Raw genomic sequence first — 17,694 nt, 5'->3', positions numbered from 1 at the left:
CCTAAACACCTTTTTTGCTTCCTAATTTAAGATTTTCTTTTATTTTTAGATGGAGCAGGTGATGAACCACGCTGTAAGTATTAAAGTCGTATTATGTAGTGTTGTGTTATTTAGCACCGCTGTTAATGCGCAAAACAATCAAAATGACCTAAATACTGAAATACTAAAGCAAACTAGTCATGAGCAAACGCTTAGCTTAACGCAAGCGCTTAATTATGCGCTAACGCATGAGCCATGGCTAAAAACGAGTGGCTACCAAGAAGATGCAGCAATAGCACAAAGCATTGCCGCAGGCACCTTACCCGATCCTGTTTTAACGGTTGGCTTACTTAACTTACCTACTAACGGTTATGCGTTTGATCAAGAAGGGATGACGCAGCTTAAAGTTGATTTGAGCCAAAAGTTTAGCCGAGGGAATAGCTTAGCGCTTAAACAAAAAGCATTAGCACAGTCTGCTCAACAATATCCTTGGCAGCGCGCCGATCGCTTAGCACAAGTAAAAGCAATTGTGATTGAGTCGTGGTTAAACGCGTATCGTGCTCAGCGAAGTATTGCTTTGATTGAGCAAGATAAAGGGCTATTTACTCAGCTTATTGACATTACCGAAGCAAGCTACGCAAGTACCTTAGGTAAAACACGTCAGCAAGATATTATTCGTGCGCAATTAGAGCTCACCCGCCTTGAAGATAAGCTAGTTATGCTTGAGCAGCAGTTTGAAAGTGCTAAAGGCCGTTTAGCACAGTGGTTACCTATTAATATGCTTATGCAGCCTTTAAATGCCGAGTTTACTAAAACCACAGGGCTGGTTGATTTTTCGAGCCTTGAATTTGATGAACTAATACAGTTGCTTATGGCGCATCCCGCAATTATTGCGATAGAAAAAACCGTAACGGCAAAGCAAACCGAAGTTGCACTCGCTAAGCAAAGCTACAAACCTCAAATGGGCGTTAATGTGGGTTATGGTTACCGAGATGATACCCCGATGGGTGAGTCGCGAGCTGATTTACTCTCGGTAGGGTTTAGTATTGATTTGCCATTGTTTACTGATAACAGACAAGATCAACAGGTTAAATCGGCTATTGCTAGTGCAGAAGCGACTAAAACACAAAAGCTGGTGGCGCTTCAAAAACTCAAAGGCATGTACTTTAAGGAGTTTAGCCAACTCGCTCGTTTGCAAAAACGCGATGCGCTTTATCAAAATACGTTATTACCGCAAATGTCAGAGCAATCTCAGGCAACACTTAATGCTTATACGCGCGACGATGGGGATTTTTCTGACGTGATGCGCGCGCGCATTAGTGAGCTTAACGCCAAAATAGACGCACTTAATATTCAAGTAGATCAACATATTATTACCGCCCGCCTTAATTATTATGCAAGTAGCTTAGACACTCAAGTAATGAGCGATCAAACTGGAGAATTACACAATGAATACTAATTTAAAGTTACTTGTCGCCGCCTTAGTTGGCGCAGGCGCCTTTGGGTTAATAGGCGGCTTAGTAATGCAATTTTTACCTAGCAACTCGCCAATGAATGAACAGCAAAATGCTAACAAACAACCCTTATATTGGGTAGCCCCTATGGATAGTAATTACAGGCGTGACACGCCAGGGCTTTCTCCAATGGGAATGGATTTAGTACCTGTGTATGAAAACGCTAGCAACGCTCAGGACGGACTTGGTGCTGTAACTATTTCGCCTGCAGTCGTTAATAACTTTGGTGTAAGAACTGCCAAAGTGCAGCTTAAAACACTTCACAGCGATATAAATACTGTGGGTTATGTGCAATATAACCAAGACCAACTTATTCATATTCATCCGCGTGTAGAAGGCTGGATTGAAAGTTTATACGTTAAAGCACAAGGCGCAGAAGTTAAAGCTGGTGAGCCTTTATATACATTGTATTCACCACAATTGGTGAACGCACAGGAAGAGCTTTTATTGGCAGTTAATCGTAATAATACCGTGTTAATTCGCGCTGCAAAGGCGCGTTTAGAGTCGTTAAATGTGTCTGATGGATTTATCGAGCGCTTACAAAAAAATAAAAAGATAATGCAAAATATTACTTTTTACGCAAAGCAAAGTGGTGTGGTAGATGAGCTAACAGTACGAGAAGGCTTTTACGTTAAACCTGGCACATCAATGATGAGTATTGCTCAGCTTGATGAAATTTGGGTAGAGGCGGAAGTGTTCGAGCGCCAATCAGAACAAGTGAGTGTTGGGTTGCCCGTTACAATGACGCTTGATTACTTAAAAGGTCAAAAGTGGGAAGGTAAGGTTGATTACATTTACCCCGCGCTTGATGCTAAAAACCGGACTCTGCGTGTAAGGCTTAGGTTTGAAAATGCAGATCATCGGTTAAAACCAAATATGTTTGCACAAGTGAGCATTCACGCTAAAGCGAGTAAGGCGCAATTTACAGTCCCTAAAGAAGCGGTAATCCGCACGCAGCATCAAAACCGCGTGGTTATTGCATTAGGTGAGGGTCGTTTTAAATCGGTAGAAGTTGAAGTTGGGCAAATTAATAGTAATGAAGCGGTGATTTTGTCAGGTGTAATGACAGGTGACACGGTAGTGACTTCAGCGCAATTTTTAATAGACTCTGAATCGAGTAAAAGCTCCGACTTTAAACGAATGGAAATACCTAGTTCTGGTATTAGCTCAGGTATGAGTTCGGATTCTGGTTCAGACTCAAATATGAACATCAACATGCAGCCACAAAACGCCACGGTTAACGGCACTATTAATGCTATAGGTACACAAAATCGCATTATTAATATTAGCCGAGAAGCCATTGAAAAATGGAATCGAGAATCCGCCACAATGGACTTTGTATTAGCGCCAGATATTGATATTAGTCAGTTTGAAAATGCCCAGTATATTAATTTTACTTTTAGCATTATTAACGATGAATTTGTAATTACTAAAGCGCAAAACGCAGAGCCGATTGATCATTCTACTATGCAACATAGTTCTCACTAGGAGCCATTATGATAACTGCCATTATTCGCTGGTCTGTTAGCAATCGCTTTTTTGTGTTGTTGCTTACATTAATTTTACTGGGTGGAGGGTTGTTTGCGGTAAAAAATACTCCCGTGGATGCCTTGCCTGACTTATCTGATGTTCAGGTCATTATAAAAACCACTTACCCGGGGCAAGCGCCGCAAGTAGTGCAAGACCAAGTTACATTTCCGCTCACCACAGCAATGCTTTCTGTGCCGGGTGCACAAACTGTAAGGGGTTTTTCGTTTTTTGGAGACTCGTACGTTTACGTTATTTTTGACGAAAAAACCGATTTGTATTGGGCGCGTAGCCGAGTACAAGAATACCTAAGCCAAGTAGCGAGTAGATTACCCGATAGCGCTACGCCAGAGCTTGGCCCTGATGCAACAGGCGTAGGTTGGATTTACTTATACGCACTAATTGATAAAACAAATAAACACGATATTAGTCAGCTACGAAGCTTACAAGATTGGTTTTTAAAGTTTGAGCTACAAACTGTGCCCGGTGTATCTGAAGTGGCTGCTGTTGGTGGCATGGTTAAGCAATACCAAGTCAATGTAGAGCCCGATAAATTACGCGCATATGGTATCCCGCTTAGCCTCATTCAAACCGCTATTCAACAAGGCAACCAAGAGATGGGCGCCTCAGTAGTTGAAATGGCTGAAGCAGAATACATGGTAACAAGCACAGGCTACATTAAGAGTGTTGCCGACTTGGAAGCTATTCCGCTTGGTATAAACGCCAACGGTACTGCGCTGCAATTACGTGATGTAGCTGATATTCGAGTCGGGCCGCAAATGCGCCGTGGTATTGCAGAGCTTAATGGCGAAGGTGAAGTAACCGGCGGCATTGTTATTATGCGCTATGGCGAAAATGCACAAAAAACCATTGAACTTGTAAAAGCAAAGTTAGAATCGCTTAAAAAGGGATTACCAGAGGGCGTTGAAATAGTTCCTGTGTACGATCGCTCCAACTTAATAAATAACGCGGTAGATAATCTAACAAGTAAGCTAATTGAAGAGCTTATTGTAGTTGCCTTAGTGTGTGTGGTGTTTTTGTTTCATGTGCGCTCATCGCTGGTGGCGATTATTACCTTACCGCTTGGGATTTTAACGGCATTTATAATTATGTATTGGCAGGGGATTAACGCCAATATTATGTCTTTAGGAGGAATTGCAATAGCCATAGGCGCAATGACCGACGGCGCTATCGTTATGATTGAAAATATGCATAAGCATATGGAAAAAACGCCCCTTACCAAGGAAAACCGTTGGGAAGTTGTGGCTAAATCAGCGAGTGAAGTAGGTCCTGCATTATTTTTTAGTTTATTAATTATTACCGTCAGCTTTATGCCGGTATTTATTTTAGAAGCGCAAGAAGGGCGTATGTTTGCGCCACTGGCTTACACTAAAACCTATGCTATGGCAGCGTCTGCTGGGCTTGCGATTACCTTAGTGCCGGTATTAATGGGTTACTTTATTAGAGGTAAAGTTATTTCGGAGCAAAAAAATCCAGTTAACCGATTACTTGTTGCAGCGTATCGGCCATTACTTAACTGGGTGCTTAAATTTCCAAAAATGACATTGGTACTCGCGGTGGTTGTTTCTGTTATTGGCTTTTACCCGGTAAACAAAATAGGCAGTGAATTTATTCCGCCACTCGATGAGGGCGACTTAATGTATATGCCCACAACGTATCCAGGTTTATCGGTAGGTAAAGCGCGCGAAATACTACAGCAAACCGACAAGTTAATTGCCACAGTACCCGAAGTTAAAACGGTATTTGGTAAAGTTGGGCGAGCAGAAACTGCAACAGATCCTGCGCCTCTTACAATGATAGAGACGTTTATTCAGCTAAAACCAAAAGACGAATGGCGCGAGGGTATGACCCTTGAAAAGCTGAAAAAAGAACTCGACGGCTTAGTTAAGTTTCCAGGGTTGACGAATGCGTGGGTAATGCCAATTAAAACACGTATTGATATGCTCGCAACGGGTATTAAAACTCCCGTGGGCATTAAAGTTGCGGGACCAAAGTTGAGCGAAATTCAAAAAATTGGTCAGCAAATAGAAGTGCTTTTAAAAGATGTGCAAGGCACCGCATCGGTTTACTCAGAGCGAGTAGCCGGCGGACGTTATATAAAAGTAGATATAAATCGTGAAAAAGCCGCGCGTTATAGCTTAAGCATTAGCGACGTACAGCAAGTTGTATCTACTGCAATAGGTGGTACAAACGTAACACAAACGGTAGAAGGGCAAGAGCGTTACCCTGTTAATTTACGTTATCCGCAAGCATACAGAGACTCGCCAGAAGAGTTAATGTTGTTACCTATTGTAACGCCTACAGGGCAGCGTATAGCACTTGGTGATGTAGCTGATGTATTTATTGAAGATGGACCGCCAGGTATAAAAAGCGAAAATGCGCGCTTAAACGGTTGGAGCTTTATTGATATAGACGGTGTTGATATTGGTACTTACGTTGAGCACGCTCAGCAAGTGCTCAATAAAGACCTAATACTACCTGCTGGCTACTCAATTACGTGGGCTGGGCAGTATGAATACATGCAGCGCGCTAAAGACAAATTGACTTATGTATTACCACTTACATTAGCGATTATTATTGTATTGCTTTACCTTAATTTTAGAAGCTTTGCTGAGGTCACTATTATTATGGCTACGTTGCCACTGGCAATGATTGGTGGCGTATGGCTAATGTATTTAGAGGGCTTTAACTTTTCAGTTGCAGTAGGTGTAGGCTTTATTGCCTTAGCTGGAGTAGCGGTAGAAATAGGAGTCATTATGTTGGTGTATTTAAACCAAGCCTATCAAGAAAAGTGCCTCGAAGCAGAGCAAGCCGGAAAACCGCTTAGTTTAGTGCAATTACAGCAAGCTATTATTGAAGGAGCAGGGCTTAGAGTGCGCCCAGTAATGATGACAGTTGCGACAATTATTATTGGCTTGCTACCTGTGCTTTATGGTACGGGTACCGGAAGCGAAGTAATGAGCCGGATAGCAGCGCCTATGGTTGGCGGTATGGGTAGTGCAATTGTACTTACCTTACTCGTTATTCCTGCTGTTTACTTGCTGTGGCGCAAACAAGGACTTAAATAATAAATACACAGAGTAATACGCTAATTTGATGGCGTATTACTCTATAAAAGTTACTCATAATTTGTAAGTTGTTCTATTAAATAGCTCGTTATTACTCATATTTAAATTAACTAACTGTTTTTAAATGGCTTTTTAATTGGCACGCTTTACGCAGTGTATTACCTATACAGTCAACAAGTAAGGAATGCACATGCAAGTTAAAACAATTAAAGAGGTATACGATTGGACCGTTTTGTTTCATACGCAAATGGCGGCTAATTTTTATAGCGTAAAGGATTTACTCGATGAACATAATGCAATGCTGGTGGACTACTACCTAAATTACGAAAAAAAACTCGCCGAAGATTTAGTCGGGTTTAAAGCGATAACTGAAATAAATACGCTCGATACATACAGCTATGAATACTTTGCTAAAAATCCTGAGTTAATTACCTTTGATGATATTAGTAAAGATCAGCAATTCGATGAGAAAGTTATCCAAGCTTATTTATCAGAGCAGCATCAAAAAGTGATTGAGCTATATGAATACTTACTTGAACGCGCCGAAACCCAAAGTGGGCAAGAAAAGCTTCAACAAATACTAGAGCTTGAAAAGCAAGGTATAAAGCAAATGATGCAAAGTACTAATCGACATATGGATATGTAGCTATAAAAGCAGGGTGTTAGTCACCCTGCTTTTGCTGGTCTAGGAGCAATTAAGTGCTATACCTACCTTTTTCAAATAACGTTGCTCTAGCTCTAAATCTGCTTGCAGTAGAGTATGCTCTTGCAGGTAGTTATCGCAAAACTTTATAAATAATCCGGTGCTATTTGCGCTAATTTCCATATTTGGTTTTTGGCTCACTTGGCGTTTCTGATTAAATAAAATCGCTAAACGTAAAATAGTGATGAGTTTAAGTACTTGTTGTTGCGAAATAGTTATAAATTCAGAGAGTTCATCGAGTTTAATTTTTTTACGATAAAAACGAATGAGTGAGCTGAGTATTAATTGCTCTTGCTGCGTAAAGCCTGGCAGCTGGCTATTAGCAACAATATAGGCGCTGTGTTTATTAATACCCGATGAGTTAATCGATAGACCAATTTCATGTAATTTTGCTGCCCAAATTAGTAAAGCAACATCGTCTTTATTATTAAGCTGCCAAGACGACTTTAAACGTTCATAGAGCCAAATAGCGGTATCTGAAACTCGCGTTGCGTGAGCTTTATCTACAGTGTACCTGTCGCTAACATTATTTATGGTATTACTGCGTATATCTTTATCAGCCAATTTTTGCTGCATTTCATGAAGCAAACCCTCACGTAGCGAAAAATCACTATAAGTTAGTTCGGTGATTGCAAATTCTCTAAAAATTGCAATTAAAATGGCAAGTCCGCCACACATACTCTGCTGGCGTTCTGGTGTTAGCCCTTCGATTTCTAAATTATCAATTCTTTTTGCTTTTATAAATTGTTGTTTAAGGCTTAATAAGTCGTCGTAAGTTATGCAAGGCTGATGTGGATTTTGAGCGCTCACCATAGCCAAAATGGATTTAATAGTACCAGATGTACCAATAACGTTTTTCCAACCCTCGGCTACATAATTGGCAAAAATAGCTTCTATTTCTTGTTCAGCTTTTATTTCAGCTTTATTAAAGCGTTTTGAATTTATTATACCGTCACTGAAAAATTGATTTGTGTAACTCACACAGCCCATATTTCGACTCGTAAGTAACTTATGTTTAAAGTGCTTACCAACTATAAGTTCTGTACTACCGCCGCCTATATCGATAACAAGGCGGTTATCTTCATTATGAACGTAATGGGCAACTCCTTGATAAATCAGTCGTGCTTCTTCTTGTCCTGCAATTACATCTATATGAAAAGGAAATGCTTTATTAGCCTGTGTTAAAAATGCATGAATATTTTTAGCTCTACGAAAAGTATAAGTAGCTGCTACTTTTACGTTGCAGGCGGGGAAATCTTGTAGTGTTTTTGCAAACTGTTTAAGTACAATTAAGGCACGGTCAATTGCTTGCTGGCTTAGCCTAAATTTATCGTCTAGGCCATCCGCTAAATATACGCGCTGCTTTTCTTTATGCAGGATTTGTAGTGTGCCATCAACTTCACGAGCAACCACTAAGTGAAAGCTATTTGAGCCTAAATCGACGGCTGCTATTGAGGGATGATCATTCATTATTATAATTGTGTTCCCATTTTTTTAGATGGTCATAAATTGCAATTTGCGAACGTATTTTTTTTCTGTTTCCGCGTCTAACATACGTATTTTTTTGTTCACTGTCGATTAGTCGCGCTTTAGTACGGTCTTTAAATTGTAGCTCTAAAATATCAATAATGAGCTGTTTTAATTTAGCATCTAAAATTGGTACGCCCACTTCTACACGATGATCTAGGTTGCGTGTCATCCAATCGGCAGACGAAATATATACTTTATCATCGCCGTTATTACCAAACACCATCACTCTAGGGTGCTCTAAAAAGCGGTCAACAATACTTATTACTCTTATATTGTCGCTGAACTTAGTAATCCCAGGTATTAACGAGCACATTCCGCGTACAATTATACGTACTTTAACGCCTCTGCGGCCCGCGTAATAAAGCTTATCGACAAGTTGCTTATCTACTAAATTATTTATCTTGAGAGTGATTTTTCCTAGTTTTCCATTTTCTACATGTTGAATTTCTTTATCTATTAAATCCAAAAGCATATCGCGTGCATTAACAGGTGAGATCATTAAGTATTCAAAATTAAAGGGTTTATAGCTGCTTTCTATAAATTTAAATACACTATCGCACTCCTCAGAAATACCAGTATGTTTAGTGAAAAGGCTAAAATCTGTGTAAATTTTTGCCGTTTTTTCGTGAAAATTCCCCGTGCCTATATGTGCGTATTTTACTATTTTGTTTTTTTCTTTACGGTGAATAATACACAATTTACTATGTACTTTTAATGCTGGAATACCAAAGATTACTTTTATACTGGCACTACTTAATACCTTTGCCCATTCAATATTATTTTGCTCATCAAAACGAGCTTTTAATTCGACCATTACCGTTACTTTTTTGCCATTTTTAGCTGCATTGATAAGTGAAGAAATAAGCCGAGACTTACTTGCAACACGATAAATATTAACTTTTATTTGTGTAACCATAGGATCAAATGCAGCTTGGCGTACAAATTCTAATAAATGGTTAAAGGTATGATATGGGTAGTAAAGTAATATGTCGTGACAGGTTATGGCATCAAATACACTGGTATGTTTGTTAAATGCGGTACTTTGAAGTGCTGGCAGTGGCTTATTTTCGAGATACTGACGGCCTACATTTGGAAAAGTAATAAAGTCTCTAAAGTTTCGGTAGCGGCCTGCAGGTATTAATGCATCGTGGTGGGTCACGTTTAAACGCTTTTTCATTACCTTTAACATGCTCTCTGGCATTGCTTCATCGTATACAAGACGAACTGGTTCTGCGTAAATTCGCTGTTTTAGGCCTTTTGACATTTTATCAAGTAAGCCCTCTTCTAGCTCATCATCTAAATTATATTCTGCGTCGCGAGTTAGTTTTATCGCATGACCTTGAATGGTTTCAAAAGTAAAAAAGTTACTAAATACATCATTTAAAAAATATAAAATTACGTCATCTAGCATTACAATAGTTTTATGACGTCGAGTTTTTTCTGGTGGTAGTATTATGAATCTAGACACTCGGTCTGTAGGTACTTCTAGCATAGCAAAATGACTTTTTTCATCGCTCATTTCTACAAATAAGTAGGTCATTGTGTCGTTTATGTAGTCGGAGTAATCTTTATTTTCGTCTAATAAAATAGGAGATATATGCTGCAATACATTGTCATGGAAATAATTTTTCAACCAGTTTAAATGAAACGTAGTGAGTTCTTCTGGGCGGTCCACATGAATATTATGCGCTGTAAGGTCGTTTAAGATTTGCTGATGAATTAGATTAAACTTTTTGCCAAGTTGTAATACTTTTTTTTGTATTTGGCTTAGTAGTGCTTCATCTTCTTCAAAGTTAGCATTTGGTAGTTTATTCAATAAAATACGGCGTTTAACGTCTGCCACACGCACCCTGAAAAACTCATCAAGATTATTAGAAAAAATACCTAAAAAACGTATTCTCTCAATAATTGGATTGTTTTTGTCTTTTGCTTCTTGCAGTACGCGCTCATTAAACGACAGCCAGCTAAGTTCCTTAGCAAAGTATTCAATGACTTGAGGTTGTTCTGTGTAAGCGTTCATATTTTATTCCGTAATTAGATACTGAATAAAATATAGTGCAGATTAATGACATTAAAATGACATGCGTGTCATATGCATGACACGCATAAATTGAGGTTAAACTTCTTCTGTATCTACAATTAAATCACTTGTGATTGACTCTAGTGCTTCAATAACTTCATCTTTATTCATGCCATTTGGCAACGTGACGGTAGCAACAGCGCTAAAAATAGGCACTCCCCAATTAGGTGCGCTTTGTTGTCTTGAATTTAAATGAGTAATATTAGCGCCTTTATGGCGTATTACACTTGCCAGCTCTTGAACAATACCTGGACGATCGTTGCCTGTTATAACTAGGTTAATTTGCTCTAGTGTTGATGGTTCAATCTCTGTGTTTCCGGTTTCAATACGAACGTCTAACTTAGGTAACTTATTTAAAGCACTTTGTAATGACTGAAAATGCTCCTCAGCAACTTCAAGTTGAATGATACCTGCAAAATGACCTAATAAATGGCTTAAGTTACTGCTTAGCCAGTTGCCATGATTCTGTAATACGACTGATGAGATGCTCTCGACTAAACCGGGGCGATCTTGCCCTAAAATAGTTATAACCAACTGCTTCATAAATAATTCTCTTTTTAAGCCCAAAGAAAGTAAATGCATAGGCATTAAGTGTATTGTTTAATATAAATTGTCTGTTATTGCACTTTGTATAAATCTTTGATTTTAAATTAATAAAAATGGATATAGTTGTGTTGACTCTACGCAGTATCAATAGTCATTATTATTTACTAAGTACTCTTTGAGTATTGACCTCGATAAATACTTTGTCCAATTATTTTATAATTTAGTTCACTTATAAATCATCGATTTGAAGTTAATTTAGGCATTTACCTCGCGAGTCTTATTTAAAAGTGTTTTAAAGTGCTTATTGTTACCGTTGTAACAATACTGTCATCTTGATGAAATATAATTTATGCAACGTTAAGATTTAAGGGTGTTTTGATGACTTCAAATCCGAATAAGCCGACTTTTAATACGGATCGAAGCCGTCTATTTAAAGATCGGTTTGCCAAATTTGGCATAACCGCAGGTGGGATAATGGTATTAGTAGCGCTGCTATTAATATTCTTTTACCTTCTTTATGTAGTACAGCCAATTTTTGAATCAGCAAAAGTAGAAAAGCGCGATAGCTTTCATGTTGCTAATTCACAGCAAATAGTAGGTTTAGGCGTAGAAGAGCAAACTGAAGTAGCTTATTTACTAAGTGAGCAGGGGCAGGTTGATTTTTACAGCGTTGAGTCAGGTAGTTTTGGTAAAAAACTCAAAACGCTTAATGCAGAGTTACCTATTGATGCAACAAGCTTTGCAACTAGCGCGCCTTTTCAAGGGCATTATGCGTTTGGTTTAAAAGATGGCACCGTAATGGTTGTTGCACCTAAATTTTTAGTTACCTTTCCAAACAACGAACGTAAATTAACACCTCGCTTAGGTTTTCCTCTTGGGGAAATGGCTTTAGAAGTAGATGAGCAAGGTGCGGCTATTAAACGCTTTGCATTTAGTCACTATGAAGACAAAACAGCAGTTGTAGCACTTACCGAAGATAAACGTGTACTGTTTAGCAGTTTTGTTGCTGAAGAGAATATGTTTACTGGTGAAGTTGAGTGGGTTGTTGAGCGTACAGAACTTGATGTTGAAGGACGTGTAGACGAGTTATTAATGTCGCCAGATACAACACGTACTTTTGTGCGTTCTGCTAATCAAGTGTATGTATACGATACACGCGACCCAAGTGATGTAGAGCAAATTCAATTACTTTCGGCTAACGAAGAAAATGCAAATATTGTATCTGCACAGTTGTTGGCTGGTGCAAACTCATTAATGCTTGCGAATGATAACGGTGAGGTTTCGCAGTGGTTTGAAGTAAACACTGACACAGGCCGCGAATATCAAAAAATTCGCTCATTTGAAACGACTAAGCAAAGTAAGCTAAATATATTTACTGAGTTTTACCGTCGTACTTTTTTTACTACCGGCAATAATGGTGAGCTAGGTGTGTATTACACAACAAGTGAAGCAAAACTTTGGCAAGGTAAAGTAAGTGAAGGTGCAATAGAGAACTTTGCAATTGCACCACGTTCAAATGCTGCGTTAATTTTAGCGGATAACAAACTAACCGTATTAGATATTCACAACGAGCATCCAGAAGTTACTTGGTCAGCACTTTGGCAAGAAGTCTGGTACGAAGGTTACCCAGAGCCAGGTTATATATGGCAGTCAACATCAGCTAGTGATGACTTTGAGTCTAAGTTTTCATTAGTGCCAATTTCGTTTGGTACATTAAAAGCTGCACTTTACGCTATGTTGTTTGCTGTACCAATCGCGCTTTCGGCGGCTATTTACACGGCATACTTTATGTCGAGCAAATTACGTAAAGTGGTTAAGCCTACCGTAGAAATAATGGAAGCATTACCAACGGTTATTTTGGGTTTTTTAGCGGGTCTCTGGTTAGCACCGTTAATAGAAGAACACTTACCTGCGATTGTTGGGTTACTCGTACTATTACCGCTAGGTATGTTAGCGACGGGCTTAGCTTGGACTAAATTGCCAACAAAAATTCGCCATAGAATTCCTGAAGGTTCTCATTCAATTATCCTTATTCCGGTCGTCTTACTTATTGGTTGGTTTTCGTTTGCGATGAGTGGATTTGTTGAGCTTTGGATGTTTGACGGCAATGTACGTCAGTACTTAACAAATGAGCTGGGTATGACATTCGATCAACGTAACTCACTTGTTGTAGGTATTGCGATGGGTTTTGCGGTTATTCCTACCATATTCTCAATTGCAGAAGATGCTGTATTTAGTGTTCCAAAGCATTTATCAAACGGCTCATTAGCATTAGGTGCAACGCAGTGGCAAACACTAATACGCGTTGTATTACTAACAGCAAGCCCTGGTATTTTCTCAGCGGTAATGATGGGACTTGGCCGAGCAGTTGGCGAAACCATGATTGTACTTATGGCCACGGGTAATACACCTATTATGGATTGGAGTATTTTCCAAGGTATGCGAACGCTTGCGGCAAATATTGCAGTTGAAATGCCAGAGTCTGAAGTAGGCAGTTCACATTATAGAATACTGTTCTTAGCGGCCTTTGTACTATTCATATTCACATTCATTTTTAACACAGTAGCTGAGTTTGTTCGCCAGCAACTGCGTGAAAAATATAGCTCGATGTAAGCGGAGAGACACGACATGGTAAAGCAGTGGTTTAAGTCTGGTTCTCCTTGGATTTGGATGACCGGTGGTGCAGTGAGCATCAGTTTGATTTCAGTTTTAGGCTTATTAGCAATGATAGCCTGGAAGGGATTAAGTTTTTTTTGGCCTTCGGAAGTTGTGCAATTTGAACTTGAAGGGTCGATTGCAAAGCAAACCGTGATTGGCGAAGTTTACGACCGTGAATTAGTACCAAAAACGCGTTTAGCCGCGACAGGTATTGATGTTAGCGAATTTGAAAAAGAAGAAATAGAGCGCTTGCTTATTAAAACAGGTAACCGCGAATATGTAGATTTAGATTTTCGTTGGATATTAGAAACCGACATAAAAAATAAAACAGCACCAGCGGCGCTTGCTGTATTTGAGCGTAGTAAAAACGGTAATTTTTATGGTTATGTTGAAAGTGTAATTAAAGATGGTAAACCAGTCGAAGGCGATAAGATTGAAGCGCTACATGAGCTTGTAGAGCGTGCAGTAGACTTAAACGACGAAGCACTTGATTTGCAAAATGGTGACATTGGGCATATTAACTACGCACTTGAACGCCTTCGTTTAAAAGAAAAGGGCTACTTACTCGATAATGCACTTACTGATGAGCGTGTTGCTGAGCTTGCTCAAGAGCGTGCTGAATTACGTGCACAGTATGGTGTACTTGAAAAAGATTTATTTGCACTACGCAAGCAAGCTAAGCGTGACCACGTAACTGTAAAAGATATGCGCGGTGAGGTTGTAACGATTCCAATGTACCAAGTACTTGATGTTTGGTTTCCAAACGACATGGGCTTTTTTGCAAAGCTAGGTCACTATTTTGTACAGCTAGGTAAGTTTGTATCTGATGATCCACGTGAAGCAAATACAGAGGGCGGTGTTTTCCCTGCTATATTTGGTACTGTGTTTATGGTTATGTTGATGGCTGTAATAGTGACACCGTTTGGCGTTGTTGCTGCGATTTACTTACACGAGTACGCCGCTAAAAATGCAATCACTAAAATGATTCGTATCGCGGTGATTAACTTGGCTGGTGTTCCTTCAATTGTATATGGTGTATTTGGCCTTGGCTTTTTTGTATACATGTTAGGTGGTAGCTTAGACCAACTATTTTATCCAGAATCGTCGCCAACGCCAGTATTTGGTACGCCAGGTGTAATGTGGTCGGCATTAACGCTCGCTATACTAACGCTGCCAGTTGTTATTGTATCGACTGAAGAAGGTTTATCTCGTATTCCAAGTACCGTACGTGATGGTTCACTAGCGCTTGGCGCAACAAAAGTAGAAACGTTATGGCGCATAATTATTCCAATGGCAAGCCCTGCAATTATGACCGGTTTAATACTGGCAGTTGCGCGTGCTGCAGGTGAAGTTGCACCGTTAATGCTAGTAGGCGTCGTAAAAATGGCCCCTACATTACCACTTGATGGCAACTTCCCGTATTTTCACTTAGATAGAAAGTTCATGCACTTAGGCTTTCATATATACGATGTTGGCTTCCAAAGCCCTAATGTTGAAGCGGCACGCCCGCTGGTATACGCAACGGCCTTTTTATTGGTGTCGGTGATTATTACCCTAAACATAACGGCCATTGGTATACGTAACCATTTACGTGAAAAATTCAGATCGCTTGAACACTAATTAGTAAAGATTTTATAGGTAACAAAAATGATTACAGTCGCTCCAAAAGTAAACCAAGCTAATATAGGCCAGAAGTTAGACCTAGAAAATTTAACGGATGACCAAAAAGCGCTAGAGATTAAAGATCTCGATCTTTACTACGGTGATAAGCAAGCGCTTAATAAAGTAAATATGAACATTCCAAAAGGCCAAGTAACTGCGTTTATTGGACCATCTGGGTGTGGTAAATCAACTCTATTACGTTGTATTAACCGCATGAACGATTTGGTTGATATTTGTCGTATTGAAGGTGAAATATTACTTCACGGTCAAAACATTTACGATAAGAGCGTAGATGTAGCAGCACTTCGTCGTAATGTAGGTATGGTGTTTCAGCGTCCTAACCCATTTCCTAAATCAATTTATGAAAATGTGGTTTATGGCCTACGCTTACAAGGCATTAAAGAGAAGCGTAAGTTAGACGAAGTGGTAGAGCAATCACTTCGTGGTGCTGCTTTATGGGATGAAGTAAAAGATAGATTACACGATAGTGCGTTTGGCTTATCGGGTGGTCAGCAACAGCGTTTAGTTATTGCTCGCTCAATTGCAATTGAGCCAGAAGTACTTTTATTAGATGAACCTACATCAGCACTTGACCCAATTTCTACTTTGGTAATCGAAGAGCTAATAAACGATTTAAAAAACCAATTTACCGTTGTTATTGTTACTCATAACATGCAACAAGCGGCACGCGTATCTGATCAAACAGCCTTTATGTATATGGGAGAATTGATTGAGTACTCAGACACAAATACCTTATTTACTACACCAACGAAGAAAAAGACCGAAGATTACATTACCGGTCGTTACGGTTAATTAGTCCGTTATAGCGTGTTGTGCAAGATAAAGAGAGAAGGTAACTATGGAACATAATATTAATAAACATATTTCTGGGCGTTTTAACCAAGAACTAGAAAATGTACGTAATCATGTATTAAGCATGGGTGGATTAGTTGAGCAGCAGTTAAATAGTGCGCTTGATGCTGTGAGCCGTAACGATGCAGAGCTTGCTCAAAAGGTACGTCAGAACGATTATAAAGTGAATGCTATGGAAGTAAGCATTGATGAAGAATGTACGCGTATTATTGCGCGTCGCCAGCCTGCAGCAAGCGACTTACGTTTAGTGATTGCAATTGCAAAAACAATTGCTGATTTAGAGCGTATTGGCGATGAAGCTGAGCGAATTGCTAAAGTTGCACTAGACTCATTTACTAAAGATCAGCAAGATTTATTAGTAAATATTGAAAATATGGGCCGTCAAGTTTTAAAAATGCTACACGACGTACTAGATGCATTTGCGCGTATGGATGTGCAACGCGCATTTCAAGTACATAAAGAAGATGCAAAAGTTGACCGCGAATATGAAGCTATCACACGTCAAATAATGACTTACATGATGGAAGATCCACGCTCAATCCCGAAAATCATGGACTTAGTTTGGTCTGTTCGCTCATTAGAGCGTATTGGTGATCGCTGTCAGAACATTGCTGAATACATTATTTACTTTGTTAATGGCAAAGATATTCGCCATACATCTCAAGAAGATATAGAAAAATCACTATGATTTTTCATCCATCATGTATTTCTATTAAAGCGGCTTAGTGCCGCTTTGTGTATTGCAAGCTTTAGTGAAGTAATAAAAAGCGTTCACAATCTTGGTTAATACTGTAAAATTCATGCTGCAAAGCATATCAATTTGATTAAAGGGTCAGTTATGCCTACAAACGCGTTTTTAGGAGTATTTGCAAAATCTCCTATCAAACCAATGGAAGAACACATCAAGAAGGTTCATCAAGCAAGTAAAGCTTTGATACCTTTTTTTAATCACGTATTTAAAGAAGAGTGGGTACAGGCAGAAGAGCTTCGCATCACTATTCGCAATTTAGAACGTGAAGCTGATGATATGAAAAGAGATATACGTTTACAGTTACCGCGTGGTTTATTCATGCCGGTAGAGCGTACAGATCTTCTCGAATTAGTAACTCAACAAGATAAAATTGCCAATAAAGCGAAAGACATAGCTGGGCGAGTGATTGGTCGTGAAATGACCATTCCAAAAGTTATGCAAACTGACTTTTTAGCTTATTTAACACGTTGTGTAGATGCGACTAAACAAGCATCAAAGGCAATTAACGAGTTAGAAGAATTGCTAGAAACGGGTTTTAAAGGTCGAGAAGTCACCTTAGTAGAAAAAATGTTAGTTGAATTGGATGCGATAGAACAAGACACGGATGAAATGCAAATAAAAGTACGCCGCCAGCTACGTGATGTAGAAGGTGAGTTAAACCCAATTGATGTAATGTTTTTATATAAAATTATTGAATGGGTTGGCGAGCTTGCAGATATTGCAGAGCGCGTAGGATCACGTCTTGAGCTGATGTTAGCTCGTTAATTTAAAATCAGTTCAAA

General features: G+C 39.2%; 12 protein-coding genes. 9 read left to right on the top strand and 3 right to left on the bottom strand.

Annotated features, from left to right (window positions below; genetic code table 11):
- The first annotated feature begins 61 nt into the window (after window positions 1-61).
- The 4 genes from I6E80_RS11315 to I6E80_RS11300 all read left to right on the top strand — a co-directional run bounded on the left by I6E80_RS11315 (window position 62) and on the right by I6E80_RS11300 (window position 6,755).
- On the top strand, window positions 62-1,438 hold the full coding sequence (locus I6E80_RS11315; protein ID WP_197185577.1) for a TolC family protein: 1,377 nt from the start codon (window positions 62-64) through the stop codon (window positions 1,436-1,438).
- Window positions 1,428-2,981: an efflux RND transporter periplasmic adaptor subunit gene (locus I6E80_RS11310; protein WP_197185576.1), complete on the top strand. Its 1,554-nt coding sequence runs from the start codon at window positions 1,428-1,430 to the stop codon at window positions 2,979-2,981. Before I6E80_RS11315 ends, I6E80_RS11310 begins: the two co-directional genes overlap by 11 nt.
- 8 nt (window positions 2,982-2,989) lie before the next feature.
- Entirely contained in the window at window positions 2,990-6,109 is a 3,120-nt protein-coding gene (locus tag I6E80_RS11305; RefSeq protein WP_197185575.1) for an efflux RND transporter permease subunit, read from the top strand.
- Window positions 6,110-6,299: 190 nt separating this feature from the next.
- Window positions 6,300-6,755 carry a hypothetical protein gene (locus I6E80_RS11300; protein WP_024600196.1) on the top strand — a complete coding sequence of 152 codons (456 nt, stop codon included), beginning with the start codon at window positions 6,300-6,302 and terminating at the stop codon, window positions 6,753-6,755.
- A 39-nt stretch (window positions 6,756-6,794) separates the two neighbouring features.
- Here I6E80_RS11300 and I6E80_RS11295 read toward each other — a convergent pair whose 3' ends face one another.
- The 3 genes from I6E80_RS11295 to I6E80_RS11285 all read right to left on the bottom strand — a co-directional run bounded on the left by I6E80_RS11295 (window position 6,795) and on the right by I6E80_RS11285 (window position 10,965).
- A complete protein-coding gene (locus tag I6E80_RS11295) occupies window positions 6,795-8,282 on the bottom strand; it encodes a phosphatase (protein WP_024600195.1) in 1,488 nt (495 codons plus the stop codon).
- Window positions 8,275-10,362, bottom strand: coding sequence for a polyphosphate kinase 1 (gene ppk1 / locus I6E80_RS11290; RefSeq protein WP_197185574.1), 2,088 nt, complete (start codon window positions 10,360-10,362; stop codon window positions 8,275-8,277). Before ppk1 ends, I6E80_RS11295 begins: the two co-directional genes overlap by 8 nt.
- 96 nt (window positions 10,363-10,458) lie before the next feature.
- On the bottom strand, window positions 10,459-10,965 hold the full coding sequence (locus I6E80_RS11285; RefSeq protein WP_002957843.1) for a glycine cleavage system protein R: 507 nt from the start codon (window positions 10,963-10,965) through the stop codon (window positions 10,459-10,461).
- Window positions 10,966-11,346: 381 nt separating this feature from the next.
- On the opposite strand from I6E80_RS11285, the gene I6E80_RS11280 reads away from it, so the two are divergent.
- From I6E80_RS11280 to I6E80_RS11260, 5 genes are all read left to right on the top strand, one after another.
- On the top strand, window positions 11,347-13,581 hold the full coding sequence (locus I6E80_RS11280) for an ABC transporter permease subunit (protein WP_197185573.1): 2,235 nt from the start codon (window positions 11,347-11,349) through the stop codon (window positions 13,579-13,581).
- A gap of 15 nt (window positions 13,582-13,596) precedes the next feature.
- Window positions 13,597-15,246 carry a phosphate ABC transporter permease PstA gene (pstA, locus tag I6E80_RS11275; protein ID WP_024600192.1) on the top strand — a complete coding sequence of 550 codons (1,650 nt, stop codon included), beginning with the start codon at window positions 13,597-13,599 and terminating at the stop codon, window positions 15,244-15,246.
- Between the two features lie 27 nt (window positions 15,247-15,273).
- Window positions 15,274-16,101: a phosphate ABC transporter ATP-binding protein PstB gene (pstB, locus tag I6E80_RS11270; protein WP_007586464.1), complete on the top strand. Its 828-nt coding sequence runs from the start codon at window positions 15,274-15,276 to the stop codon at window positions 16,099-16,101.
- Window positions 16,102-16,147: 46 nt separating this feature from the next.
- A complete protein-coding gene (gene phoU / locus I6E80_RS11265; RefSeq protein WP_007586465.1) occupies window positions 16,148-16,849 on the top strand; it encodes a phosphate signaling complex protein PhoU in 702 nt (233 codons plus the stop codon).
- Between the two features lie 150 nt (window positions 16,850-16,999).
- Window positions 17,000-17,677 (top strand): TIGR00153 family protein, encoded by a 678-nt coding sequence (locus I6E80_RS11260; RefSeq protein ID WP_024600191.1) that lies wholly within the window; start codon window positions 17,000-17,002, stop codon window positions 17,675-17,677.
- The last annotated feature ends 17 nt before the right edge of the window (window positions 17,678-17,694 follow it).

The sequence above is a fragment of the Pseudoalteromonas sp. NSLLW218 genome (assembly GCF_015864775.1).
In the GTDB taxonomy this organism is placed as follows: domain Bacteria; phylum Pseudomonadota; class Gammaproteobacteria; order Enterobacterales; family Alteromonadaceae; genus Pseudoalteromonas.
This window is presented reverse-complemented; position numbering and strand designations above follow the sequence as displayed.